This is a genomic window from Candidatus Zixiibacteriota bacterium, assembly GCA_026397505.1.
GTDB lineage: Bacteria > Zixibacteria > MSB-5A5 > GN15 > PGXB01 > JAPLUR01.
This window is the reverse complement of record JAPLUR010000060.1, coordinates 1-25,734: the sequence shown is the minus strand read 5'-3', so window position 1 is coordinate 25,734 and position 25,734 is coordinate 1. Positions and strand designations below refer to the sequence as shown.

Annotated in this window: 23 protein-coding genes; 9 read left to right on the top strand and 14 right to left on the bottom strand. The window is 48.4% G+C overall.

What is annotated here, in order from left to right; all coding sequences use genetic code 11:
• Positions 1–203 precede the first annotated feature (203 nt).
• Together NT002_05805 and NT002_05800 are read left to right on the top strand one after the other, a co-directional pair.
• A complete protein-coding gene (locus tag NT002_05805; GenBank protein ID MCX6828782.1) occupies positions 204–878 on the top strand; it encodes a hypothetical protein in 675 nt (224 codons plus the stop codon).
• Between the two features lie 41 nt (positions 879–919).
• Positions 920–1,486 carry a hypothetical protein gene (locus tag NT002_05800; protein ID MCX6828781.1) on the top strand — a complete coding sequence of 189 codons (567 nt, stop codon included), beginning with the start codon at positions 920–922 and terminating at the stop codon, positions 1,484–1,486.
• Between the two features lie 113 nt (positions 1,487–1,599).
• Here NT002_05800 and NT002_05795 read toward each other — a convergent pair whose 3' ends face one another.
• From NT002_05795 to NT002_05775, 5 genes are all read right to left on the bottom strand, one after another.
• On the bottom strand, positions 1,600–2,109 hold the full coding sequence (locus tag NT002_05795) for a hypothetical protein (protein MCX6828780.1): 510 nt from the start codon (positions 2,107–2,109) through the stop codon (positions 1,600–1,602).
• Positions 2,078–2,620: an exosortase H gene (gene xrtH / locus NT002_05790; GenBank protein MCX6828779.1), complete on the bottom strand. Its 543-nt coding sequence runs from the start codon at positions 2,618–2,620 to the stop codon at positions 2,078–2,080. Before xrtH ends, NT002_05795 begins: the two co-directional genes overlap by 32 nt.
• 188 nt (positions 2,621–2,808) lie before the next feature.
• Complete coding sequence (locus NT002_05785; protein MCX6828778.1) at positions 2,809–4,260, bottom strand: NADP-dependent malic enzyme; 1,452 nt, start codon at positions 4,258–4,260, stop codon at positions 2,809–2,811.
• A 233-nt stretch (positions 4,261–4,493) separates the two neighbouring features.
• The gene (locus NT002_05780) at positions 4,494–5,201 is read right to left on the bottom strand and encodes a rhomboid family intramembrane serine protease (GenBank protein ID MCX6828777.1); all 708 of its coding nucleotides are present in this window, start codon (positions 5,199–5,201) and stop codon (positions 4,494–4,496) included.
• A gap of 25 nt (positions 5,202–5,226) precedes the next feature.
• A complete protein-coding gene (locus tag NT002_05775) occupies positions 5,227–7,443 on the bottom strand; it encodes a M23 family metallopeptidase (GenBank protein ID MCX6828776.1) in 2,217 nt (738 codons plus the stop codon).
• A gap of 195 nt (positions 7,444–7,638) precedes the next feature.
• On the opposite strand from NT002_05775, the gene NT002_05770 reads away from it, so the two are divergent.
• The gene (locus tag NT002_05770) at positions 7,639–9,480 is read left to right on the top strand and encodes a peptidylprolyl isomerase (GenBank protein ID MCX6828775.1); all 1,842 of its coding nucleotides are present in this window, start codon (positions 7,639–7,641) and stop codon (positions 9,478–9,480) included.
• Between the two features lie 105 nt (positions 9,481–9,585).
• Here the strand turns inward: NT002_05770 and NT002_05765 are convergent, their stop codons facing one another.
• Both NT002_05765 and NT002_05760 read right to left on the bottom strand, forming a co-directional pair.
• Complete coding sequence (locus tag NT002_05765; GenBank protein MCX6828774.1) at positions 9,586–10,371, bottom strand: carbon-nitrogen hydrolase family protein; 786 nt, start codon at positions 10,369–10,371, stop codon at positions 9,586–9,588.
• Positions 10,372–10,498: 127 nt separating this feature from the next.
• Entirely contained in the window at positions 10,499–11,263 is a 765-nt protein-coding gene (locus NT002_05760) for an FAD-binding oxidoreductase (protein MCX6828773.1), read from the bottom strand.
• Between the two features lie 78 nt (positions 11,264–11,341).
• On the opposite strand from NT002_05760, the gene NT002_05755 reads away from it, so the two are divergent.
• Positions 11,342–13,387 carry a hypothetical protein gene (locus NT002_05755; protein ID MCX6828772.1) on the top strand — a complete coding sequence of 682 codons (2,046 nt, stop codon included), beginning with the start codon at positions 11,342–11,344 and terminating at the stop codon, positions 13,385–13,387.
• Positions 13,388–13,493: 106 nt separating this feature from the next.
• Here NT002_05755 and groL read toward each other — a convergent pair whose 3' ends face one another.
• The 3 genes from groL to NT002_05740 form a co-directional block, all read right to left on the bottom strand.
• The gene (gene groL, locus NT002_05750) at positions 13,494–15,128 is read right to left on the bottom strand and encodes a chaperonin GroEL (GenBank protein MCX6828771.1); all 1,635 of its coding nucleotides are present in this window, start codon (positions 15,126–15,128) and stop codon (positions 13,494–13,496) included.
• Positions 15,129–15,146: 18 nt separating this feature from the next.
• Positions 15,147–15,437, bottom strand: coding sequence for a co-chaperone GroES (gene groES / locus NT002_05745; GenBank protein ID MCX6828770.1), 291 nt, complete (start codon positions 15,435–15,437; stop codon positions 15,147–15,149).
• Between the two features lie 162 nt (positions 15,438–15,599).
• On the bottom strand, positions 15,600–16,382 hold the full coding sequence (locus NT002_05740; GenBank protein ID MCX6828769.1) for a type III pantothenate kinase: 783 nt from the start codon (positions 16,380–16,382) through the stop codon (positions 15,600–15,602).
• A 734-nt stretch (positions 16,383–17,116) separates the two neighbouring features.
• Between NT002_05740 and NT002_05735 the strand changes: the two genes are divergently transcribed.
• The 5 genes from NT002_05735 (at position 17,117) to NT002_05715 (ending at position 22,699) form a co-directional block, all read left to right on the top strand.
• Entirely contained in the window at positions 17,117–20,122 is a 3,006-nt protein-coding gene (locus NT002_05735; GenBank protein MCX6828768.1) for a leucine-rich repeat domain-containing protein, read from the top strand.
• A 291-nt stretch (positions 20,123–20,413) separates the two neighbouring features.
• Positions 20,414–20,803, top strand: coding sequence for a hypothetical protein (locus NT002_05730; protein MCX6828767.1), 390 nt, complete (start codon positions 20,414–20,416; stop codon positions 20,801–20,803).
• A gap of 148 nt (positions 20,804–20,951) precedes the next feature.
• Positions 20,952–21,503: a tetratricopeptide repeat protein gene (locus NT002_05725; protein MCX6828766.1), complete on the top strand. Its 552-nt coding sequence runs from the start codon at positions 20,952–20,954 to the stop codon at positions 21,501–21,503.
• Between the two features lie 52 nt (positions 21,504–21,555).
• Positions 21,556–22,290, top strand: coding sequence for a DUF116 domain-containing protein (locus NT002_05720; GenBank protein ID MCX6828765.1), 735 nt, complete (start codon positions 21,556–21,558; stop codon positions 22,288–22,290).
• Positions 22,265–22,699 carry a GNAT family N-acetyltransferase gene (locus NT002_05715; GenBank protein MCX6828764.1) on the top strand — a complete coding sequence of 145 codons (435 nt, stop codon included), beginning with the start codon at positions 22,265–22,267 and terminating at the stop codon, positions 22,697–22,699. The genes NT002_05720 and NT002_05715 overlap by 26 nt, the downstream gene beginning before the upstream one ends.
• Before the next feature lie 39 nt (positions 22,700–22,738).
• On the opposite strand, the gene NT002_05710 is transcribed toward NT002_05715, so the two are convergent.
• From NT002_05710 to NT002_05695, 4 genes are all read right to left on the bottom strand, one after another.
• The gene (locus NT002_05710; GenBank protein MCX6828763.1) at positions 22,739–23,299 is read right to left on the bottom strand and encodes an isoprenylcysteine carboxylmethyltransferase family protein; all 561 of its coding nucleotides are present in this window, start codon (positions 23,297–23,299) and stop codon (positions 22,739–22,741) included.
• 69 nt (positions 23,300–23,368) lie between these two features.
• Complete coding sequence (locus NT002_05705; protein MCX6828762.1) at positions 23,369–23,983, bottom strand: isoprenylcysteine carboxylmethyltransferase family protein; 615 nt, start codon at positions 23,981–23,983, stop codon at positions 23,369–23,371.
• 632 nt (positions 23,984–24,615) lie between these two features.
• Positions 24,616–24,954 (bottom strand): hypothetical protein, encoded by a 339-nt coding sequence (locus tag NT002_05700; GenBank protein ID MCX6828761.1) that lies wholly within the window; start codon positions 24,952–24,954, stop codon positions 24,616–24,618.
• The gene (locus NT002_05695) at positions 24,951–25,544 is read right to left on the bottom strand and encodes an ImmA/IrrE family metallo-endopeptidase (protein ID MCX6828760.1); all 594 of its coding nucleotides are present in this window, start codon (positions 25,542–25,544) and stop codon (positions 24,951–24,953) included. The genes NT002_05700 and NT002_05695 overlap by 4 nt, the downstream gene beginning before the upstream one ends.
• Positions 25,545–25,734 lie beyond the last annotated feature (190 nt).

Genomic DNA, 25,734 nt, shown 5'->3' with positions numbered 1-25,734 from the left:
TATTAACAACATAATTGGGTGACTTGCATCGATAGTTATTTCATCGCGATTTTTTATCTCTGACTACCTGACAAACCCTGTTGGCTTTTGCGGACTAGCTATCTGGATTTCCATCATCGGCCTTTAAGGACGTGACAGAACTGGAAATCAAGTCCGAATTGGTGCCGGAATTTCTGAAGCGGGTCTGAGGGATGGGAGAAAAATTGGAGCGATACTCTAAGCATATTCAATTCTTGGAGCACTTTGTCTGGGCGGGGAGTTCGGCGTTTCTTCTCTTGTTGGCTCATTTCTACCCCGGCATTGGTTTCTTGTCCCTGTTTGCGCTGGTCCCGTTTCTATGGAAAGCCGGCACAACAGACATCCGCGGCTCAATTGAGAGCGGGATAATTCTGTCAATAGCATATGCTACCGTCGCATATCCCGCGGAATTGATAAATGCCCCACCTCACTTCCTTTTCAATTTGGTGGCGATGGGATTCATTCTTGCCGTTTTCGCATTAGCTGTCAACCGAATCAGGAAGCATTGGGGTTTCAATCCCCTCATCATCGCCATTTTATGGTTGCCTCTGGAATATGCTCTGCGCCATCTGACAAATCTGGGCGGCATCTTCCTTCCGGCCTCTGAAAACTCTGGTCTTCTGATCAGAATAGGCTCTCTATTCGGTTCCCTTCTAGTATCCTTCTTGATTGTATTCCTTAATTCCATATTAATCCTTACTTTTGAAAAAGCTTTTTCAAAAATCAGATTGGGTCGGACAGGCGTTAATTGCGCGGATCGAACCCTGATATCAACTCAAGTCAATCCTTTTGTCGGCACGGACTTTTATAGCATCTCGGAAAGCCGCGCCCCCCCGCGACCGGAATGTCTTTGCATTTAAAATTGATTTCGAAATTCTAATATGAATAAACCATGGAGGAAATGATGATGCGTAGGGTTTTTATGGCTGGACTTTCGCTGGCGCTTTTTCTTCTATTGACGCCCGGAGTCTCGGCGGAGATAGATCTCCATCCGGAGAATATTATTACGGTCGATAGCGGTCCTGTTCTCGGCGATTACTATCAGGATCTGGTTTCGGCACCCGGCGGATGCTATACTCAGACTTATGTGGATAATATCAAGGACCTCATCCCTGGAGACAGCACGTGGGATTCATTAGTGATCACTAACATCGTTTACCCCGGCGGCTCTCCCAAGGCTCCGCTGACTTTCAATGCCCTTGGGCAGCAGAAAACTCTTCAGTTCTGCGACCCTGCCGACGTAGGAGTGTGGCATTTCAAGGTCAAACAGATGATTGTCGCACATGCCGGACCGGTTGCTCCTGATACCATTAAATGGCAGAACGAGGCGGACATGTATGTTACTTTCAACCAGAAAGCAGGGGTGCCGTCCTTGACTACTTATGGGCTGGCTGTACTCATCGCTCTTTTAATTTTTGCGACAGCCTTTGTTATCAGGGCCAAAAAGGCGACCAGACACGCTGGCTGATCTGAATAGCGGATAAAGGAATGGAAATGGTCCGGTCTTAATCCTGGCCATTCCCCAATTCGGATATGGGGAGACGCCGGAACCACAAATGCTCCGACGCTTCCCCTAATCATTTAGGGCGATAAATTCGATTCTGTTTCGCTTGCTTTATCTTTCCTGCCCAGTTTAATAAACCGGAATAATTCCGGAAGCACCCTGGGATAGAATAAAAGCCAAAGCGGCAGCGGCAGGCCGTCGCTCAACAGGAAAAAAGGAAAAGTCCTGCGGAAAAATGATTTGGTGAATTGATATTCGGCGGAGTAATGATAAACCATCCACGAAAGAAATAGATGCGAAATCATCAGCGCCACCAGCCCGCCGACCAGCGCCAACAGCGTCCATTTCCATCTCTTGAGTATCCCCGGGGTAGCCAGCACCAGCGCTATGTACGGCACAATATTGGTAAAATGATCCAGCACCCATGACAGATACCACTTCTTTACGCCGACCCACTGGAAAAAGGGAATGGCTGCCGGTTTGAGCAGAAAGGGATAAAAATCCTGCAGTTTCCAGAACCAGAGGAAACCCAATATCAGCGAAAAAATCGCCAGCTTAAGAAGAAACTTCCAAAGTTCTTTTTTCACGATAAACCACTAAATAGAGCCAGCCTATCCAGACCGAAGATATCATGATAATCAGAGTTGCCTGCCAGAAATAGAGGTGCATGAAATCAAAGAGCGATTTGGAATAGGCGCCCGCCAGGAGAAGGAATATTATCCTCGCCAGATTAAACAGGAATATGGCCGGGATTCCGATTGCCATGCCGAGGAGTTTCTTGCGGATAGATGTGGAAAAAGCTGCCACCGCGGCAATGTAAATGAGCATCTCGAACAGCCCGGTGCATTCATCGATTATTTCCACGCTGAATCCCCGAAAACTGACAATTACGCCCGAATAGAAGACATTACTGCTGAAAATCGACACGATAGCCCCGGTTAAGGTCGCAGTCAGGCGCATCAGCCAGATTATATTATCGTGGTAGCGGGTAATCAACTGCGAGAACACTACACCGACAATCAGCAGAAAGACCAGAAACAGAAGAACAAACTTCACCATTGGCGAAATTTTTCGCCCGGCGCGATCGGTCTTCTGCATATTGTCGTCTGATGGTCCTTCGGGGACTCTCGACGGTGTACCCATGCGGTCAATTTAGTCAATGCTGTCCATTTATGCAACCATGAAATGCAATCTCCCCCCCATTCTTGCTACTGCAAGTCCCTCACGCCCCAAAAAAGTAGGGCGGTCAGAGACCGCCCTTAATACAAGAATAATCTATCGCCGCTCTACTTTACGGCGGCAACCGCCAGCTCAACCGCCTTCTCAATGCAGTCCATAGGGGGCTTCTTGATAAAGTCTTCCTGCATCAGATGGTTGATAAGCGAGCGAGCCTCTTTAATCGATTTGTTGGCCCGGGCGAAAATTTCGTCATATCCCATCTCTTTTCGCGCCACGCCGTCTTTGATCGCCTGCATGGCCACATCGGCGGCCAGAGTGGGGTAAATATCCTCTTCCATGGTCGGAACGATATAGTCAGGTCGCAAACCATTTTTCTCGGCGGCCCGGGCAATGGAATAAGCCGCTTCAATCGCCATTTCATCGGTAACCTTCCGCGCTCTGACAAGCAGCGCCCCTTTCAGAATACCGGGGAACCCGAGCGAGTTATTGACCTGGTTGGGGAAATCACCCCGGCCGGTGGCGACAATGGCGGCGCCGGCAGCTTTGGCGGCATGTGGGTAAATTTCCGGTTCCGGATTCGCACAGGCAAAGACAATTGATTTGGGGGCCATCGCCTTGATCCAGGCTGGCTTCACTGTGGTCGGATCGGATTTGGATAGAGCTATGAATACATCGGCGCCCTTTACGGCCGTTTCCATATTGTCGATACAGTCGGGATTGGTTTGCTCGCAGAGTTCCCATTTGCGGTAGAATCGGGTATCGGCTCTGATATCCTCGCGCTTTCTATGGAGCGTTCCCTTGGTGTCAAAAATGACCATCCTGTTGGGATCGGCGCCGGCCTTAAGGATAAGGCGGGCGATAGTCGTGTTTGAAGCTCCCGCACCAAGCATGACAATCTTTACCTTGGAAATATCCTTATCGACTACTTTCAGAGCATTGACCAGTCCAGCCAATGTCACGCAGCCGGTTCCCTGAGCATCATCGTGCCAGACCGGAATATCGCAAACCTCGCGGAGCGTATCGAGTACTTTATAGCAATTGGGTTGAGAAATATCCTCAAGGTTGATTGCTCCGAAACTCGGCTGAAGCATTTTGACAAATTCGATCATCTTGTCGGCATCGTTTTCCCCTTTGGCATTCTTGCTGTCGATGCATATCGCCGTGGCGTCAATCCCGCCCAGATACTTCATCAGGAATGCCTTTCCCTCCATAACACCCAGCCCCCCCGGAGGTGTAACATCGCCGTCGCCCAGCACGCGGGTCGAATCGGAAACCACAGCCACCAGATTTCCACGATTTGTGAGCTCAAAGGAGGCATCATAATTGTCGCGGATAGAGGTCGAAACAACCGATACTCCGGGTGTGTACCAGACATTGAACCAGTTAAATCCATAAAGCCCGGCCTTGGGCACCGTCATCATTTTACCGCCATAGAATTGATGCGCCTGGCGGGACAGTTCTTTCAAGAACACGGTCTGCGCTTTGGCAATCTGATCCTTCGTAAAATCCTTTGGAAATAATTCCGGCAGATTCTCTAAAGTGATGTCATATTTTTTCATGAGGCAATCCTTATAAAACCTTCAGTTAAATGAATTAGCTGGTTACTTTTTTCACAAGATTCATAATATCAGAAATTGGGCCCTGAAGTCAATAGAATAAGCAAACATTCTACAACTCATTTTTGGAAAGAAAAAGAAAAATCGATATTTTCTTGCTTTCACACCTGAAACTGGCCCCAGCCCGGTCGCTCTGATGGCTGGTCTAAGCTGCTGAAAAACAACTGATTGAATATCTATTCCCTTTCTACTCGGTAAATCCTCTGCCTCCCGCTCTTTCCCTTTGAGGCAAAGATTCTGAACCATAGCCAGCCAAAGGCAAATCCTCCAACGTGCGCCAGCCAGGCTACACCGCCGCCGGCCCCGGTCGAGAGGGCCGACATCAGAATCTGGTAGAATATCCAAAATCCCAGAACGACGACCGCCGGCAGGCGGACGATCCGGATAAAATAAAAAAGGAAAATCAGGGTTAAAATTCGCGCCCGCGGAAAAAGAAACATATAAGCACCCAGTACACCGGCTATGGCGCCCGAAGCTCCCACCAGAGGAACGGTGGAACTGGGATTAAAAACCACAAAGAGAAAATCGGCGGCCAGGCCGGCCACCAGATAGAACAGCAGGAATCGGAACGGGCCGAGATGATCCTCAATATTATTTCCAAAGATCCAGAGGAAAAGCATATTGCCGGCCAGATGCATCAGCCCGCCATGGAGAAACATGCTCGTAAATGGAGTTAAAAAGATCGGCGACGGAAGGCTGGGGGTCGCTTCAGCCAGACGCGTCAATTCCACCGGTATCAGGCCATACTGAAAGATAATAGCCTCAAAGGCGCGAGAGGTTTTGGTCATCGTAAAAAGATAGACCAGAACGTTGAGCGCTATCAGAATAATCGTGACGACCGGCTTCCTGACTATCGGATTCTCATCTTTTAGTGGAATGAACATCCCTTATTCTTCTTCCCGAACGACATTATTTTGACCCGACAAGGAATTCGGATTTTACTGTCTTTTTATTCCCGGCCCGATCCTGAGCGGTGATTTCCAGAGTGTGCTTCCCTTTGGCGAGTTTCTTATCCGGAAATGTTTTCAAAACGGTAGTCTCCGGGTCGTATTCCGGAATTAGCCATCGGCCGTCAAGAAGGATGGTAATACCGTTGTCATCTTCTATGCCTGAAAGATCATCCGTGATAAGACAGCTGATTTCCGGAAATCCATTTTGGATTGTTTTCTGATTCTGAGGACTGACTCTCTTTAGCGATGGCGCCTCGTCATCCTTTAAAAGCGCAAAGGTGCCGAGAAAACCGCTTTTCACTGATACCCGGCCACTCTCATTCTTTGATTTCATCCAGTTCCAGCCGTTTTTTCCCGCCATATGGCACAGGCCGATATCTTTCTTCAATGCCGAGTCTTTTGATATAAACGAGACAGTTACCGGCTCGGCCAGAGGGATTATTTCCGGCGTTACGGAATAAACATCACCCACGATATTGGCCTCCATAAGAAACCATCCGCCCCCCTTGCTCACCTTAATATAGGTCGGAGCGTAAAAATTCTCTTCCTGAAAAGTTACCTGGAATTCACCTTCATCCGGGAAAATCATCGTCTCTTTTGATTTGCCGGCCAGGGCAATGTACACTTCTTTCATATTCGCGGGATTTCTAAATTGGTCAATCAGCCCGAAACCAATAATTGCCGTGCCTATTTCCGGATTTCTATAAAAAGCCGCAAATTTGCTCGGTGTGACAGCCCTGCATTCGATTACTTTGCTGTATCCATCGGCATACTGGACGGTGATTTTCGGAGCCGGCATGAAGGGCATAGCCGCCGAGACATTGAATAGAATTCCGTTATCCGAAAGCTCATAGCTGAGTTGATATTTTTCCGCCGCGATGGGAGATTGGGATATATAAAGTTCCTCCTTTCTCCACCGTGAAAAACCGTCAGCGACGACCCGAAACGCCCTGAGCGGCTTTTTGCCGGCCGGCAAAGTGATTCTGAATCCTCCGCCTTTCCTCACTTCAGTCAGATTGGCGGGGAGCCGCCGCCAGCCGGAGTTCCCCGAGGCGGTATATACGGCCACTTCCTTGATTCCCAATTCCCGGGCATCAGAAACCGGTATCAGGTAGAAAACTGTATCACTTATTTTTTCGTATTCGAAAAGATTTCCTGGCGGGCCGCAGAAAAAAGAAAATTCCGCATCCGATTTGTTGCCGGCGGCATCGTAAACCTCAATTCGGGCCGAATGCAGGCCGATAAAGTTCCCTCTGTCCTCTGAAAATATCCCTTCGGCGGGAATTTGTGATTTGCTGCCGCTGAAATATTTCCCCGCAGGATTGAACAGGAGGTGATGATAATTTTTATCGGCTACTGCCGGGTAATAGTCGTAACAGAGATCAACCATTTTGGTTTCGGCATAATCATAATGATCGTACTCTGTTTCGTAATAGAGGGAGTCATCGATGAAAAGCCTGGCTTTGTAGATATTCAGAAGCGGTCCCTGATGGCTGATACGGTCGAACGCCTTTGTCTCAATCCCAAAGGGAGCCTCAAGATAGAGAACAGAATCGGTATAATATCTTCTTTCTCCCCGGTCAAGCTGCAGGCGGAAATTAGCTTTCCTGCGACCGTTGGCAAACAGGGAGTTGCTGTCAAGATAAATGAAACCGACCGATTCCATTTCGGGGGACACCCGGTCGGCCAGGGGAAAGCCGTTGGTCAAGGGATTCAAAGGAACATTGGCGGCGGTTCTCTTTTCGAAATGAAGATGTGGCGGTCCCGACCCGCTCTGCCCGGAATAGGCTATCAACTCGCCCTGCTTAACCGGCAGAGAATCCGGCGGGAATTCATGATCCAGATAATAGCGACGGGTTCGATATTGCTTATTCTTGACCCATTTTTCCAGTCGGTCGGCCAGCCGCGACAGATGGCCAAAAACATAGATATTCCCTTCGCTGTCCTTGAGATATAGGGCCTTGCCATAACCGGTATAGGAGTATCGGAGACGCCAGACATAACCATCAACCGGAGAAAATGCCTCCCGCCCTTCAGCCCCGCCGGTCCGGATATCAACGCCGCCGTGAAAATGAGCCGTTCGGAAATCACAGAAACCGGAGGATATGTCTATTTCCCCTTTAACCGGCCATGATTCGCCCCCCTCAGCGCCCTCCCCAGACAGAAAAAGGAGCAAAACTAATATTGCTCTGCATATGGTCGATAAGTCTATCATATTTGGTATTTTGATAAATTAAAGGCCGGGCGTCTCAAAGTCAAAGTAATTTGAAAGGCAGGACCGGGCCGGGCTGATTTTACGGGCTTGCGGATTTTGGAAATTGGCGTATATTAGACGATTGTTTTGGACATATTGCGTAAAGGAGATTGATAAATGTTCGCGTTCTTGAGGAAATTGATTGTCCCGATAATGGCTACGGTTCTGGTATTTTTCCTGATGACCATCGTTTTTGAATGGGGGATGAATATCACTTCCAAATCACGGGTGATTGCCAACGACATTGGCATAATCAACGATCAGAAAATCCAGCCGGAGGTATTTGGGAGATATTACACCAGCATCCTGCGCCAGGAGGAGGAAAAGTCCGAGGCCGAACTCCCGCCGGATAAGTTGGAACAAATCAGGCGGCAGGCTTGGAACCAGATGTTGGGTGACGTCCTTATCAACCAGGAAATAAATAAACGCCGGATTGTTATCACTGATGAGGAGATTTTTGCCTTCCTGCGGATGTATCCGCCGGCGGAAGTTCAGAGCACACCCCAATTCCAGACTGATGGGAAATTTGATTATCAGAAATATGTCGGCGCCATGACCAATCCGCAATATGCACCCTATTGGGCATCGATCGAGAGTTTCATCACTCCGGAATTGAAAAAATACAAACTTCAGGAGGAGATTATTAATACCATAAGGGTCTCCCCGGCCGAAGTGATGGACGCATTCATGGCTGAGAAGGAAATGATCAAATTCGGATATATCAATCTGCCCAGTTCGAAAATGATACAGACAGCGCCCAAACCGACTCCGGAGCAGACGAAAAAGTACTATGACGAACATCGCGATGAATTCAAACTGGAGGATCGAGCCACGCTGCAAATAGTCCTCTTCCAGAAAGCCCCTTCGGAAAATGACTGGGAAAGGGCTTCCTCCCAGATCAGGGAAATATATGATTCCGCCATGGTCGGCGCCGATTTTGCCGAACTGGCCCGCAACTATTCGCAGGATGAGGGTTCGGCTGAAAAGGGGGGTGATCTGGGATGGTTCCAGCATGAACAGATGGTTCCGCAATTCGATAGTGCCGTATGGGCTCTCAAGCCCAACGAGATCAGCCGCCCGGTGAAATCCCAGTTTGGATGGCATATCATTAAGCTTCTGGGAAAGCGGATCGAGAAAAAAGTTCCTCTGGGAGGCGGTGCCCCCACCGATGTGGAGGAAGCCAATGCCGCGCATATCCTCTTGAAGGTAACCCCAACGCAAGAGACTCTGGATCAATTGTCACTTAATTCCAAGGATCTTATTACCCTGGCGGAGAAGGAAGGCTTTGAGAAGGCGGCGCAAGATATGAAATATGAAATTCGCACCACCGCACCATTTAAAAAGAAAGATTATATCCAGTACCTTGGCTCTGATCCGGTCGCCCTCGATTTTGCTTTCAATAACGAGCCGGGAAAGATCTCCGACCCCCTGGAGAATAGTTCCGCTTATTACGTAATGAAAGTTGCATCTCATATCCCGGCCGGCTACGCCGCTTTTGAAGAAGTGGAAAAGAATATTTCCCAGAAACTGGCCATGGAAAAGGCCAAAGAGCTCACCGCTAATATGGCCAAGGTGATATATGCCGCCATCAAGAACGGCATCCCGATGGAAAAGGCTGGTCAAACTTACGGCTATCCCTATGCCGAGACTGAGATGATCAATATGAAAGTGAAGCTGCCCGGCATGGGGAATTCACCCGAAGTTCTGGGTGCCGCTTTTGCCCTCAAGAATATCGACAATCTCTCTGAGCCGGTGAATTACGCCGCCGGTTCGGCCATTGTCAAACTCCTCCAGAAAACCTCCCCCAATATTGAGGAGTTCAACCAACTGCAGGATTCTATCAGGGGGGCTGTCCTGCAAACCAAACAGCAGGATATTTATGGCCGCTGGTTTGACAATCTGGTAAAGAACGCTGAAATTGTTGAAAATGTCGATAAATTCTACGGCGGCGCCTACTGACGATAATCAGTAACCATAAGAGTAAAAAGGACACCTGATGGTGTCCTTTTTTTTATTGTTCCGCTTTATACCTGTCGCGAATTCCCGAGGCGATTACAGCTAATATCACTCACCTGAATTGGCCAATCTGAATCTCTGGTATTTCTTTTTCCGCCGGAATTCGCGCAGTTCCTCAATATCGAGGATTGCGGTAAGCAGGCATTCATTGGCTTCGGAATAGTAGTTTACCCGCTCCAGAATTCCCCAGGGAGCCGCTATCAGCGACCGCCCCTGCAGCGGTTTGCCGAATAGCGTCCCGACCGCACAGGTCTTGACCAGATAAGCATCGGCTCTCTGCGCCCCGGCCAGATAAATATCTTCATCACGTTTCCGTTTCTCCGATTTAGACTCTCCGGGGCGGTAAGGAGAAGTGGTGGGGATGAAGATTATGTCGACATCTTTAGTTCCGAGTATTTCAAACAACCCGATATTGAGCGCATCGGCGCAGATAAGGACCGCGATCCGCACATCGTCAACATCAATTACAAACAGCTTGTCTCCCGGGAGAATCCCCTTATTCACTTCGCCACTCACCGGGTTTAACTTCCGATACCTGCCAATCTCCATGCCGCAGTCAAAAAGGTAACAGCTGTTATACAATGAATCCCCCTCCGCTTCAACCACGGAACCGCCGATCAGGCAGGCGGCAAAATCGTTGGAGAGATTTTTCAGGTATTGCAGATTCTCCCTGACGGTGAGGGCCGCGCGCAGAAAATCAGGCACACTGCTATCGATAAGGGAATATTCGGGGAGACAGATAAAATCGGGACGCCGCTTGAAGATATGGAGTTTTTCCTCCAGAGTCAGCCTTTTCCCCACCCGGCATTGCACCGCCGCCACTTTAATCAGCATATCACATCCGTAAACTATTCCGTATCATCACCGCCAATTACTTCATACATAATATTACGGATAAAAATTAACCATGTTACCAGGCAAGTAATTATACTCTTTGAGCCGTCGGATAATGAAAAAAAGTTCAGGCGACAGAGTCAATCAGGGGGAGAATATTTTCAGGATCGAATTTTCTCTTTATTTTTATGGAATATTGGACGGAGACGTTGTCGCCCGGGTTTTGATACCGCTTCCAAAAATCCCCAAATTGAATGGCCGACATTTTCAGTATCTCATATTCCCCCCTGGCTGCAACAGGCAAAACCCGGAAAGTAACCGAGGCAAGCAGGCCAAGAAGGCCCCATGATGGGGAAAATATTTTCACAATATCGAAACCGGAAACCGATTTGAAACAGACCGACCCGGGCTTAATCACCTCTCCCTGTGGGGTGGCAATTTCGGCCTTAATCAGGTGTCGGCTGATGGGGAAGGCATGTTTGTCCAGCTTAGCCGACAGTCCAACTGCCACCGCCCCACCCACTGAACCGACATAGGGAAGCGCCGAGTGCGGTAAATAGAGGCCATGCTCATCCAGGACAGAATTTATTTCCCGGAGGGGGAATCCGGACCCGACCACAATATAGAAATCCTCCGGTACGACTCTCGTGAAACTGTTTAGTCGGTCGGTGCGCATAACGATCACCTTTTCGAACCACTTCCCGACCGGATCGATATTATTGCCGAAACCACTGATGAACAGCGGCTGCCTTTCCTGCCCGGCATATTTAAACAACCGCGCCGCCTCATCGGCCGATTCGGGATGAAAAGTGGCGATTCCCCTCTGATAAGTGAGTCTGTCCTCGGGAAACTCACTCTTTATGATATTGATGAACGTTTCCAAATTGACCATTGGATAATCTTATTGAAAAAAGATGGCCAAGTCAATAGATTGGTGGAAAGTCAACTCAGTAATGGCGTAAGTAAAACATTGCGGAAAAAATCTGGCTTTCTAACCGGCTATCTGATTCTGGTCGGCTCATTTCTTCTTCACCTGATTCCTTTGCTATTCCCCTCAAGCCGCACCTGGGGCTTTAACCATTTGCTGTTTTTATCGACCGGTGTGACTGCTGCTTATGTCATCTTAGCCGCCGCTGCCCTCATAATCCCATTCCTACTTGGGTCGTCAAAATGGCGCGAGGTTTTTATCGACAGCCTTTCCACAGCTTTATTCGAGAACCGTTGGAAGTATTATTATCGCCTTCTTTTCATCATCATCATGACCGGCCTCTTTATAATCTTCCGGACGCCGACCCATTTCTTTGGCGATGGATATGCCCTTATCACCAATCTGGCTTCCCCTGCCGGCACCTTTGTGAAATGGAGTGAGAAGGGCATGACCCTTATCCTGATTGCAATCCAATCTCTTTTGGGACCTCAAAATCAAAAAACCGCCCTGGCCGCCTTTCAAATGGTATCGGTTTGCTCCGGAGCCACAGCTCTTTATTTTTTCTTTCTCATTGCCGAAGCAATTTCGGAAGACAGAATGAAACGGTTACTGACTTTCTTTGTCTCCATTTTCTCCGGCGCCATACTTCTCTTCTTCGGATATGTGGAAAATTACCCTCTGCTGTGGCCGATCCTGTCCGGATTCATCTATTTCAGTATCAGCTATCTCAAAGGCCAAAAGGGATTGACCGCCGCCGGCTTCTTTCTGGGCTTCGGATTGTTCCTCCATCTTCAAATGGGGGCTCTCATTCCGGCTTATCTCTTTCTTCTCTTGTGTCGTGGGCGCGGTCTCTTACTGTATAATAAACTGAGAATATTATTCTGGTCAGTCGTGGCTATTATTTTATTGGCCGGGATATTTCTCTTTATCAGAAAATATCATACCGACCTTTATTTTGAGAATATCTTTGTCCCCCTGTGGAAAGGCAAACCGGTTGCTCCCGGATATACACTTTTCAGCCTTTCTCATCTGGCCGATATACTTAACCAGCTTCTACTTCTTTCACCCCTGCTGCCTCTTTTGTTATTCTATTCGGGCCGCGCGTTACCCGGGGTTTTCAAAGATAGAATCCCATCTTTTCTGATTCTAACGGCAATAGGCGGCCTGTCATTTCTTTTCCTGATTGATCCCACTCTGGGGATGGCCCGCGACTGGGATCTGTTTTCTCTCTCGGGATACAGCCTGACTCTGCTCCTGGTGGCGCTTTATCATCCCGGAAAAACGGATTTCTTGCGGAAGGTATTTCCGGGAATGATGATTCTTCTGGCGTTCTCCATCATGCCGTTTCTTCTGGTTAATCTGAATGAGAAAAATTCCCTTCGTTACGCCCAGTATATGTATGACCTTGACGGCGAAAAATCAGTCGGCACTCTTATCGCACTCCGGCAATACTACATCGACAGGGGAGATAACGCCACCGCCATTGAACGCGATAAAACGCTCCGCTCCAGTGGCTTCAACTCGGTCAAGATTGATCGCGCCCTAACTGCGCTCGATCAGGGGCAGGTCGAGCAGGCCAGGGAGATCGCCCGGACAATCAATCCGGACCGATTCTCTTCACGCTATCATGGTATGATGAGTATCCTCTATTATTGGGACCGCGATTATGAAAAAGCTCTCGAAGAATCGGATCAGGCTATAACCTTGCAGGCATATAATTACAAGCTTTACAGTGCCAGGGCGCGAATCCTTTCCAGCATAGGCAAGGGCGATTCTGCGTTGATCTGCCTGAGAAAGGCTTACCAACTGAATTCCACCGACGGCGATATTCTCGAAGGGTTTTCCGGGCTGCATCTTGCACAGGGTCGTCCGGATTCGTCTATCTACTACGGAGAAAAATTAGCAGGACTCGATCCGGGAAATCCGATGGCTTATTATTTTCTTACTCTGGCCTATGCGAAACTTGGCGACAATGCCAAAGCCGCGTCAAATTTCGAACAGTACATCCGATCCGGCAACAATGACCCTCAATTCGAATCGCATCGACGGCATCTGACGCAGATACTGGGAGCAATCAAGAAACAATAAAACCAATCCCGACCGCGTCGGCCTCTCAAAAGGCAAATTTGGGAATAGAAAAACCCCCCGAAATTCACGGGGGGTTTCTGCATAAAACGGGTATAGTATCCGCAAATTAGTACATATCGCCGTAGCCACCGCCGCCACCCGGCATGGAAGGCATCGCCTTCTTTTCTTCCGGTTTATCGGCAACAAGAGCCTCGGTGGTCAGAAGGAGCCCGCCGATTGAAGCAGCATTCTCCAGAGCGGTACGGGCCACCTTGGTCGGGTCGATGACACCGGCCAAGATCATATCCTCGTAGATATCGGTTTCGGCGTTGTAACCAAAAGCGCCTTTCTCTCTCATCACCTTATCCACTACGATCGAGCCTTCAACGCCGGCGTTGTTGGAAATCTGGCGAATCGGCTCCTCAAGCGCCTTACGAATAATGTTGACCCCGACCATCTCATCCTGCGACATCTTGAGACCATCCAGGCCGACCATGGCACGAAGGAAAACCACGCCGCCGCCGGGAACAATACCTTCCTCGACCGCGGCCCGGGTAGCATGAAGAGCATCCTCGACACGCGCCTTCTTTTCCTTCATCTCTGTCTCGGTCGCCGCGCCGACATTGATGACCGCCACGCCGCCGGCCAGCTTGGCCAGACGTTCCTGAAGTTTCTCGCGGTCATAGTCCGATGTCGTATCTTCGATCTGTTTCCGAATCTGACCGATGCGGGCTTTGATATCGGCCGTGCTTCCGCCACCTTCAACGATAGTCGTGTTATCCTTGTCGATCACGACCTTCTTGGCCTTACCAAAGTCCGAAACCACAGCATTCTCGAGCTTGAATCCAAGTTCCTCCGAGATCACCTTGCCGCCGGTAAGAACCGCGACATCTTCCAGCATCGCTTTTCTGCGATCGCCGAAACCGGGAGCTTTCACCGCGGCCACCTTCAGGGTGCCGCGAAGCTTGTTGACCACCAGCGTCGCCAGCGCCTCGCCCTCGATATCCTCAGCGACAATCAGAAGCGGGCGGCCCATCTGCGCGATCTTCTCCAGAACCGGCAGGATATCTTTCATGGTCGATATCTTCTTGTCGTGGATGAGAATGAGCGTATCCTCCAGAACCGCCTCCATGTTGTCGGCGTCGGTCACAAAATAGGGGGAAACATACCCGCGGTCGAACTGCATCCCCTCAACAATTTCCAGTGTTGTATCGATAGTCTTGGACTCTTCGACCGTGATAACGCCATCCTTGCCGACCTTATCCATCGCTTCGGCAACCTTGTCGCCGATGCTTTTATCGTTGTTGGCCGAAATACTGCCGACCTGACGAATCTTATTCAAATCACCGGCCACCGGCTGGGAAATCTTGCGGATTTCGGCGACCACTTTCTCGACCGCGGAGTCGATACCACGCTTGATCGCCATCGGGTTGACCCCGGCGGTGACCGCCTTGATACCCTCGCGGTAAATCGCCTGCGCCAGAACCGTCGCCGTCGTGGTACCGTCACCGGCCACATCCGAGGTCTTCGAGGCGACCTCTTTCAGCATCTGGGCGCGCATATTCTCAAAATGGTCTTCGAGCTCTATTTCCTTGGCCACCGAGACACCATCTTTGGTCACGGTCGGGCTGCCGAATTTCTTGTCAAGAATAACATTGCGCCCCTTGGGGCCGAGCGTCACTTTGACCGCATCAGCCAGCTTATCTACACCCCTTTTAAGTTTCTCGCGCGCCTGCGCATCATATTCTATAATCTTGGCCATATTTCCACTCCTTTTCCGTTACTTGGACACGATTGCGAAAACGTCTGATTCCCGCATGATAAGATACTCGTTGCCTTCAATAGTGACCTCGGTACCGGAATACTTGCCATACAGCACGCGGTCACCCTTCTTGATCTCCATTGGGATTTTCTTCCCATCTTCAGTCAGTCTCCCGGGACCAACTTCCATGATTTCGCCCTCAACGGGCTTTTCCTTGGCGGTGTCGGGGATAATAATTCCACCCTTTTTGACTTCCGTCATCTCAATCGGCCGGATTAAAACTCGGTCGGCCAACGGCTTCACCATCATATCAAATCCTCCTTATGGAATGTTTCGTATAGTTGTCAGCCTGTCTTCCCTTGTTAGCACTCACTCAATAAGAGTGCTAACAGGTCACCAAATATATCCTTCTACGCGGGATTGTCAAGAGGTTTCAGAGATTTTTTTGATTTTTTATAAGTGATTGGATAATCAGAAGTTAGGTATTTCGCCTTCCTGGTAGTCGGCGATAATTCTCAGCCCTTCAAGGGTCAGGGCAGGGAAGGTGGTCTCGATATGCCGCGAGTATTCGGCAAATTCGGATGCCAGCCCGCCGGTGGCGATTACCCGCGCCGGCACCATAAGCTCCTTAAGGATAAGCTCGATAATCAAATCAACCTGCCCGATCGTACCATAGAACAGCCCCGCCTTGAGTGATTCGGCGGTAGTACGTCCGATTACCCGCTCCGGTCTCTCGATACGCACCTCAAACAGCCTCGCCGCTTTGCGCGCCAGCTCAACGGCCGAGGTTTCGGGCCCGGGGGCGATCACCCCGCCGACAAAAACGCCATTATCAGTCACCACATCGAAATTTATGGTCGTACCATAATCGACAATAATTATCGGCCCGCCGATACGGATAAACCCGCCCACCGCGTTGGCAATTCGGTCGGCGCCGACCGCGGTCGGGTCATGATAGGCGATTTTTATCGGGAGCTTTGTCTTGGATGAAACCATCAGCGGCGTGAGCTTGAGATATTTTTCGGACATCTGCTCGAATATTGGCGTGAGACGCGGCACCACCGAGGCGATTACCACCCGGTTCAACTGCTCCGGCTTGATCGTGAGTTTTTCCAGCAGTCCGGTAACAAAGAAGCCGCATTCATCGACTGTCATGGCGTGGTTTGATCCCACCCGGAAATGGTTGATCAGCCGGGATTCATCGAACACCCCGACAACCGTATTGGTATTCCCGATATCGATTGCTAAAAGCATGAGGCGAATATATTGCTAAGGAAACTGAAAGTCAAATCGAAACGCACCCATTTTGTGGACCGGGGCAAGGCACTAACCTGATACGTTGTGGCACAAGGGATTGAGGGAGCGCAAAAAAAGCGAAGCCAAATAATAATGATTGAAATCCATACGCGGCAAAGAGATGGCAATGTTTGGCTTCGCTTTACTAATTTTTTGGGGCCATTTGGTCATAGGCTTTTTCCGGCGTAACATATAGATACAACAATGGATTGGGCGGAAATAATCGGTGGTGGAAAATTGGGTTCGTTTCTTCGATTTTTAAAATATTCCGACCTCCGGTTCTGCCCTGATTTGGAGATGTAATGGCATTTTCGGTCAACCGAAATTCTCTTCTTATTTACGGACATGGAAATAATCATACTCTTCATATATAGAGCGAGGGGGGCAATTCACCATCGATCTTGTAGCGATTTTGTATGGGGTATGGTGATTGGCAAGAAGTTACGGGCGAAATCAGCTGGTTGGACAACGATATGCGGGCAGGTCACAATTCCGCTTGACGGAATCAGGACCTGCCCGAACCGATGAAAGGCTGCGTGCATCATAATTTGAGATGAAATATATATGGAAAATCATGCTTGTGAAGTAGGTGAGCCTGAGTTATAATATTAGCGACGATTAATCGCCAATAATAATATTCGAGGGATCAGCAATTGCGCAATCAAAATGAAGAAATACTAAAGAAGATACAGGTGTGGGCAGGCAGAAGCTTACTTGGTTTATACGCTCTAGATAGGGACGGAAATATCGCTTATCTTAAGTGCGAAAATTGCTTTTTAAGAACCTTTCCGGAACAACTATTCCTTCTAAAAGACCTTCAATATCTCTTTCTGTCGCATAATAAATTCACCAGTTTACCCAAAGAGATAGCCCACTTGATAAACCTGAGGAGGCTCGATCTATCCTCCAATCAGTTGACGGAACTCCCCAGGGAAATTGCCCAACTGACAAACCTGACGACGCTCAATCTATCCTCCAATCAGTTGGCGGAAATCCCCAAAGAAATCAGCCAGCTTATAGACCTGACGGAGCTCGACCTGTCTTTCAATCAGTCGAAGGAAATCCCCAAAGAAATCGCCCAACTGAGAAATCTTACCCTGCTCGAACTGTCCCGCAATCAGTTGAAAGAGATCCCCAAAGAGATGAGCCAATTGAAAGACTTGACGACGCTCAATCTTAACAACAATCAATTGACACAAATCCCCAAAGAGATGGGCCAATTGACAAACTTGACGACGCTCTATCTTAACAACAATCGATTGACGCAAATCCCCAAAGAAATAGGCCAACTGACAAACCTGAAGGGGCTCTATCTATCCTCCAATGAGTTGACGGAAATCCCCAAAGAAATCGCCCAACTGAAAAACCTGACGATTCTCAATCTATTCTTCAATCAGTTGACGGAAATCCCCAAGGAAATTGGAAATCTGCCGAAACTTGAAGTGCTAAGAATTCGAGAAGGGAATTACAGATTAAACATTCCCCCGGCCACTATTGAAAAAGGGACAAAGGCGATTCTCCGATATCTTCGCGAGCTTAAAGCAGCCGGTGAAGAAAAGCAGTACCGGGCGAAAGTTATCTTTGCGGGTGAGGGAGCGGTCGGTAAGAGTTGCACTCTCGATAGACTTAAAGGAAAGAGATTTGATAAAGGCAAATATACAACTCATGGAATAGATATTGGCGTGCTTGAGTATGCCCATCCGCGAGAGAAGAATGCAACCATGAAGTTGAACACCTGGGATTTTGGGGGGCAATACATATACCAGGCGACGCATCAGTTTTTTCTCACAAACCGTTCTCTATATATTTTGTGCTGGAACGCCCGCAAAGAGCCGGAACAATGCCGCCTTGACTATTGGCTTCGCACTATCAATTCCCTTGCCCCCGATTCCCCCGTAATCTTGGTCGCCACCCATGCCGATGAAAGAGCGCCCGATATAAACTATCAAAAATATAAAGAGAAATTTCCGCAATTAATCGGTAGTTTCGCGGTCAGTAATAAAACGGATACGGGAATTAAGGAATTGGCCGCCGCGATTCAAAATGCGGCCGCGGCCTTGCCTCAAATGGGGATGCCCGCACCGGTAAGTTGGGTCAAGGCGCTGGAAGAAATAAGAAAAATCAAGGAGCATCACATTTCGCGAGCCGAATTCGAAAAGTTGTGCCGTGATAATGGCGTCGGCGAGCAAACGATTCGTGATTTTGCCTGCCTTCTGCATGATTTGGGCGATGTTATCTGTTATTATGACGATATTGGGCTTAACGATCGCGTAATATTACAGCCGGAATGGATAACCAAGGCGATCAGTAGAGTATTTGAAGATAAGGGAGTTAAGAATTCCAAAGGAGTGCTGGACCACAAGATACTGCTCTCCATTTGGGATGAGTACAACGAAAATCTGCATCCGGTCTTCCTGCGACTAATGGAGAAATTCTTTCTCACTTATCGTATTCAGGGAAAAGAGTCTTCGGTTGTTCCGCAGCTTCTGCCTTTCGAGCCGCCCGCCTACCCCTGGCCTGACATAAATGCTGTTCCACTACCACAAACGCATCTGACCATGAATTTCACGATGGATTTTGTTCCCGCCGGTTTAATGCCGTCGTACATAGTACGCACGCACCGCTTTTCGGACCATTACAATCATTGGCGTGAAGGTGTTTTTCTCACCTATGAGGAACATAAAGGCCGTGCCCAATTGGATGCTGAACAAAAGCAATTGTCACTTGAAGTTCAGGGAATAACGCCCGCCTTTTTCTTTGGAATTCTGAGAGATGCCGCAGAAGAGATATTCCGGGAATTTCCGGGACTTAAAGTCAATCGTTTTATTCCCTGTATCTGCCACGAAATCAGAAATGTTAGAGAACATTGCGGCCACTTCTTCAGTCTTGAAAGTATTATTAGACGACTTGAATCCAATAAAGATGACGCGGAGTGCGACATCACATATACGAAGGTCCCCATAAGCAGACTTCTCTATGGCATTCATCCTTCGACAAACGAGCAGATATTAACCGATCTCAAAGGGATCAAGGGACAGCTTGGCAAGCAACATGAGCAATTGACTGATTTATTAATCCGCAATTTTGTGCGACTGTTCAATCTTGAACTATCAAAAATGGAAGCCGATTGCCCTTCCCTTATAACCATATCGCCGAAACAAAAGGGCGTCCTCACAAAGGCCAATATTTTCTCCACAACTTATGAAGTCCAATGCTGGTGCCAAATGCCCGGCGATTCGCACCCGATGGAAAAGGGTATCTATGAACTGACTCAACCCAAAGTATGGCTGCAAAAAGCAATGCCCATACTAAAGCATGTAATAGAAATCCTGAAATTCTATGTACCGTTAATTTCAGCGACTGCCAAGGGTGTCTTACCGCAGTCTTCATGGGATATGGCGAGAATTAGATTGGAGGGCATGGCCGAGATAGCTGATCTCATGCCCCGTACCGAAGAATCATCTGACTTGATCTATAAACCTGATACTATTGGAAGGCATCTATATCATAGAGAAAGAACCTTGCAGCAATTTGGTGGTGCGGAATTAAGAGTCATTTTTGAACTCCTCGATCACCTCGACCCAAGCCACTATTGGGGTGGCCTCAGAAAGACGCCGAGCCCGGAGGGGGATATTCTCTGGCTCTGCCCTAAGCATTATAAAATATTCGACCCGGGCCTCCCCAAACTGCCTAAATAACGCGGGTGGGAACCGCAGGAACGGTAGGTCGAAATTCCCCCCAAGTTCTGCCGCAGGCGGAACGAGCGGGGGTTTCGACAATTACTATCATCCAAGTTCAATCCCCGACCCCTCTACAAAATCTATATCGAATCGATGGTGAATTGGCTCCTCCCCCTTCTAATAGAAAGCACAGCCATCTATATGTCTAACGTCAAAAAGCCATTTATCGACTGTCCCAATGTCAAAACTTGTCACCTGTGTGGCATCCTTCACAAATTCACTACAAGACCACTACAAAATAATACAAAAATGAAGAAACGAACTCCCCTGCCGCCAGCCCAGCCCCGCATACATTTTAAAAAACAAAAAAACAAACCCAATTTGGCCGTCCCAATTCTCATCGCTTATCCTCTGTACAGCATAATCTTAGGCGGCATTTTTCTTTTCGGAGAAACGGGAAAATTTCTAAAAACCAAACCCAAAATTATGCAACTCGATAAGAGACAAGAGGATCGTCCAATTCTCGGTGGGTTCGCTTTTCCGACCCTACCGCAAGTCATTGTCTATCAGTCTCTTGGTTCGGCGTTCCGCAGCTATGTAGCGCAAAATCCCGAACGGTTTTGCGAAGCGAATTACCAACAGGCAACGACAATGTTATGCCGGGTCTTGTTTCCCTCGACGAAGTCGGGGGGAATGTGACCCGGCATCCGGCCATGTCTGGTGCGCGGCAGGCTTATCTTGAGGATACCGCCCCCTGTTCAATCCCTGCACATCAATTTCAAGTCTCCCCCCTCACCTGCCGATAATAGAAGAAATCAGATTCTTCCTTTCAGCAATGGAGGTTGTCGTGAGAAAATTGTTCCTTATTCTGATACCAGTTGTACTTCTTATCGCGCTCGGTTGCAGCAAAGAGGTGGTTATCGTCCAGACCGGCACCGAGGCAACCCCCTCTACAACGGTAATGCGCAACCCGGAGACCAATTTCAACGCCTCCATCGAGCATTTGCGCCAGGCCAAGATATTCTACGCCCGGGACAAATACAAACAGGCGTTGCAGCACTGCGAGAAAGCGGTCTCATTCGACAGCCGCAACTGGGAGGCTTACTACTACATGGGGCTTTGCATGCAGAAGAGAAAGGATTTCGCCCGCGCTGTCGAGACTATCAAAACCGGATTGCGATTCGTCCCCGATAATAAGCTGGTTAAAGCGGAGATGCATTTTTCTCTCGGCTACTGTTTCGAAAATATGGGGCGGCTCGATGAAGCCCGCAAAGAGTACGAAACTTCTCTGACATACAACCCCGGCAACGATTCCGCCCGCAAGGGAAGCAACCGGGTGAAAGTCGAAAAGACTCTCAAGAACTGGGGCAAGGATAAAGAAATCGAATACGAGGGATAAACCATTCTCTCATCTCCGGGCCGTCCCCGCACCGGCCGGGGCGGCCTTTTTATTGCCCGCCGTTGGAAAACCGCAACCTTTCTCTTATATTGGCCCCATGCAGGAAAAACCGACCAATACTTTCCGTCTCGGTGAGGATTTCTACGACAAGCTGGAGCAGTTCACTCAGAAGGTTCTCGTGGAGGGCCTTGCCCTTTTCGGCGAGGAATTCAAGAATGTTGATTCGTTTTATGAAAAAGCCATAAGCGACCACTCCAAACGTGATGATCATGCTTTCCGGCGCACGGCCAAACCGTTCTATCTTATCGAGGCATTGTACTCCAATATATTCGATGATTTCAACCGCGAGGCATTTAATAAAGCCCGGGATACAGTTATTATTCTCCCCGATTGTCTTTCTCTCATGGGTGATAAGTGCAAGAGAACGCGGGGCCGGTTCGGGAAGAGATGTGCCCGATGTGTTCCCAACTGCCAGGTGAATAAAATCATGGAGATCGCCGATCGGCATGGAGTCGAGGGGTATTTTTCCAAACGGGCGCTGGAAAAACAGCTGAAAAAAATAATAAAAGTGAAACCGTCACTGTCGGCCATCGGTATTTCCTGTATTCTGACCCTTGCCCCGGGGATGCGCACGGCTAAAGAGGTCGGCGTTCCCGCGCGGGGAGTGTTTTTGAATTTCACCGGTTGCGAGCATTGGACCGAGAAACCGTTTTCGACCGAGACCGCCGTGGCGCGGGTCAGGGCGATACTGGAGGAGAAATATGGAATACATGATTCGTCCGATTGATTATTGCGAATATGATGATTTGATAAATCTCTGGGGGCGCTCCGGCCTGACATATCGCCCGCACGGGCGCGATTCGCGCGAAACAATGCAGGTCGAATTCCAGCGGGCCGAGACCGCTATCCTGGGGATGTACGACAGGGAGAAAATGATCGGTGCGGTGATCGCCGCCCATGACGGCCGCCGAGGATGGATCAACCGTCTGGCCATCGACCCCGACTGCCGCGGGCAGGGGCTGGCCGGGCAATTGATTGCCGAGTGTGAGTCTTTCCTTTTTGGTTGCGGCATAAAGATTATCGCCTGCCTTATCGAGGAAGAGAATCTTCCCTCGATATCAGCCTTCCGTAAAGCGGGGTACATATATGGCGAAAATATTCTTTATTTCTCCAAGCGCACCTCAAAAGATGTATGAGGAGCCGTGGGGACAGAACATTGTTTTGTCCCCTCCCGGTTAAATATACCTTCTCACATGAGCACAATATTCTCTATACTCTTCGCCAAACGCTCTTAATAGATACTGCTCTTCGGCCAGAACAATTTGGTGGTGGACGGCTATCACAAAAATGCAGACAGCCAATAGAATCGGATTAAGAGTATAAACTACCGAGGCCAAAATAGTTGTATATACCCCGAGATACATTGGGTTTCGACTGAATCTAAAGAGACCATTTACTTTCAGCTTAGTGTCTTCTTTCGGCGACCCGATTCTGAAAGAGCTACCCATTTCAAAGCGTCCTGCAAATAGAAGCAGGAATCCCAAAATAAATAATAAGAGCGCGATCGATCGCGCCGGCTCCGGTATTTCAAAGATAGAAAGACGAACTCCCCAACTCTGAAATATCATACACACCCAAAGAAGAACGATGGCGTACTTGCTTGATATGAACACCGCCGTGCCGATCGGAGCAACACCATCCATATCGATATTCCGACGCCGAAACACCGCCCCTCCACCAAACAGGACAATCAGGAAAATTACCGGCAAGAGAGTGATAATCAGTGATTCTATCATATCCGGATTCTCCAGAGACAATTTGTTTTGTTCGTTATCAGAGTCTTCAAAGTCATCTCACCTGTATTATCAGTATATGAACGGAAAAAGCCTTTTTACTTTTTTCCGATAGGCGGCATATTGTTCACCGTACATTTGTCGCAGGCCCTCTTCTTCGGCCGGTATGAGAAAAATGATCAACACCAGATAGATGACAAATACGGAATAGAAGGCAAGCGACTGGGTCAGGCAGGCAAGCCCCAGAGCAATGCCCAACACTGCGGTATACATCGGATGTCTGACAATTCTATAAGGGCCGGATGAGATAAAAGTATCGCCGGCGCGAGGAGTAGTTCCGCCCAACTGATAATTGGTATTTAATGCGCTCAAAGCCCATGCCATCAAAATGAAACCGGAAAGATAAAATATAAAACCGCCGATCTCTAAGAGCATCAAAAGCCACCCCTCATTAATCGCCAGAAATGTGATATCGACAGATTCAATCCGGCCGGTTACCAGCAGGATTGCCGCCAGGGGATTTACGATTAACAAGAAGAAGAGGTTGAACGCATTGACCACGCAGAGAAGAAGATTACCTTTCGGTTTCTCCAGGATTGAACCAGTCGCTTTCCATTTGATCGCGACCAGAAGACCAAGCAGAATCAAGATTATGACTCCGAGTATTTTTTGACCGATGAGATGCATTTCTTTTTCCTTATGTTTGGAATGGCACGAGCGCGGGGCTCGTGGCCTACAATAATATACCAGACATGATAAGAATATTATGCCGGGTGGGCAAGCAAGAACGGCACAAGCGCCCGGCACAATAAATGTGCGGCGGTGGGGCGCCCGGCAGCCTGTAAAATGGGTTTGCTTTTAAAATCTTTGTCCCTCCAAGAAACATACTCACTTTCATTTTATTTATTGCCGGAGAAGGGATTGGGTAAGCGGGAGAGGGTCGGCATAATGGGTTTGTTTCTTCGATTTTTAAAATGTCTCTTCTAGCCTGGCGGGGAATCGACAATGAGACCCAGTTGTAGGAAGCGGACGTGTCCCGGCCGGTTTTGGGGCCGATTGATTTTAAAGCACTGGCACGATTGGCAATAAGTTGTTTTTCGCGGGCAGACATATAAATAAACACTCCTTCTATATAAGGGGGGTGAAGCAGTAATTACCATCGATTCGATACAGATTTTGCAGATGGGGACAAAAGCTCATCCCCAAGCTCCGACAGAAGTCGGAGCCTGGGAATGCCACCCAAGCAGCCGATTAAGATTGATGTCGGGTTTCTCCTTATTCGCCAAAGGCGAATCATCCGAAACTCCGACCTACAAAAGCTATTTTCTTTTGGGGAAAAGATTGAGTATAATGATTTTAACGATGCCCCATGTCTCTAATAATGTAGCCGATACATATAAACGCAATGTCCATTGATCAATCGGATATTTTACAAGAATAATAATAAAGACTATATTCATTACTAATAGTTGCACGGCCACAACCGCAAACCATCTATGTGCGAGTTTTTTCCGTAGGTCTCTATCGGCCTTGCGATCCGCGACATCCTCATCAGTGAGCGGGTCTTGGGGCACTCCTGATCCACTTATAATTTGATTTATATAAGTAAATGGAGCTTTTTGCATTTCAGAAAATGTTTTTTCTTGCCCCTCTGTCATTCAAATTCTGGATGTTTAATCTTGAGATTCATCAGTCGATATTTCAAGGCTTCGGCTGAAACGCCAAAGTATGCTGTCAGTTCTACCTTGCTATCTCTGCAACGTCTTTTTATTTCTGTTTCCGGCATAAGCAAATGGGCTGCGAATTGATTTGCGAATATTTCCTCGGGTTGGGAGGCCGCAGCCGAAAGTGTATCATGCCGAAGATCAACATAACCAATCTTGTCATCACCCAAATGTTGATAGAAATGGCCTAATTCGTGAGCGCAGGTGAATCGCTTACGTTGATCTGAATCATCTGCTGACAAATATATTATCGCATCTTGACCTTGTTGTTTGATAATCGCTCCCGATACTTCTGGAGGTAATTCTGATTTGAGGACTTTCACTCCCATTGATGCGGCTATCTTAACCGGATCGATAGGGAAGAGGCCATTCCAATATAATTTTCTAACCCGTTCGGCTGCCAGTTCGGCACTATCTAATATCATGATTTTCCTTTCGCTGCCATTACAACCTAACCATTTGTACAACGACCTGTCAATCACCAATTGCGACTTTTTTAAGAAAAATATAGCTATTCTCCGCATAAAAGGGGTTCCTTTCTACCATTTCCTGGGACATTCCGGTCATCATTAGCTAGTGTTGTGTCCCATAAATAACTTGACAGTATGATTTAAACTTTTTATTATGGGGTATGAGCAATGTTAGTCGACCTCTCAGATTGAATCGTATTCAGCGGCGGGAATTGGAAGCTTTGGTGAGGCTGGGTAAGACGCC

Bases quoted from the DNA above. Each gene is read 5' to 3' on its own strand.
- NT002_05740 (MCX6828769.1), bottom strand. From the start codon at position 16,382: ATGCTTTTAGCAATCGATATCGGGAATACCAATACGGTTGTCGGGGTG.
- NT002_05705 (MCX6828762.1), bottom strand. From the start codon at position 23,983: ATGCATCTCATCGGTCAAAAAATACTCGGAGTCATAATCTTGATTCTG.
- NT002_05760 (MCX6828773.1), bottom strand. From the start codon at position 11,263: ATGGTCAATTTGGAAACGTTCATCAATATCATAAAGAGTGAGTTTCCC.
- NT002_05800 (MCX6828781.1), top strand. From the start codon at position 920: ATGATGATGCGTAGGGTTTTTATGGCTGGACTTTCGCTGGCGCTTTTT.
- xrtH (MCX6828779.1), bottom strand. From the start codon at position 2,620: ATGCAGAAGACCGATCGCGCCGGGCGAAAAATTTCGCCAATGGTGAAG.
- NT002_05710 (MCX6828763.1), bottom strand. From the start codon at position 23,299: ATGATAGAATCACTGATTATCACTCTCTTGCCGGTAATTTTCCTGATT.
- groES (MCX6828770.1), bottom strand. From the start codon at position 15,437: ATGATGGTGAAGCCGTTGGCCGACCGAGTTTTAATCCGGCCGATTGAG.
- NT002_05715 (MCX6828764.1), top strand. From the start codon at position 22,265: ATGGAATACATGATTCGTCCGATTGATTATTGCGAATATGATGATTTG.
- NT002_05770 (MCX6828775.1), top strand. From the start codon at position 7,639: ATGTTCGCGTTCTTGAGGAAATTGATTGTCCCGATAATGGCTACGGTT.
- NT002_05695 (MCX6828760.1), bottom strand. From the start codon at position 25,544: ATGCGGAGAATAGCTATATTTTTCTTAAAAAAGTCGCAATTGGTGATT.
- groL (MCX6828771.1), bottom strand. From the start codon at position 15,128: ATGGCCAAGATTATAGAATATGATGCGCAGGCGCGCGAGAAACTTAAA.
- NT002_05785 (MCX6828778.1), bottom strand. From the start codon at position 4,260: ATGAAAAAATATGACATCACTTTAGAGAATCTGCCGGAATTATTTCCA.
- NT002_05700 (MCX6828761.1), bottom strand. From the start codon at position 24,954: ATGACAGAGGGGCAAGAAAAAACATTTTCTGAAATGCAAAAAGCTCCA.
- NT002_05730 (MCX6828767.1), top strand. From the start codon at position 20,414: ATGAAGAAACGAACTCCCCTGCCGCCAGCCCAGCCCCGCATACATTTT.
- NT002_05780 (MCX6828777.1), bottom strand. From the start codon at position 5,201: ATGTTCATTCCACTAAAAGATGAGAATCCGATAGTCAGGAAGCCGGTC.
- NT002_05765 (MCX6828774.1), bottom strand. From the start codon at position 10,371: ATGCTGATTAAAGTGGCGGCGGTGCAATGCCGGGTGGGGAAAAGGCTG.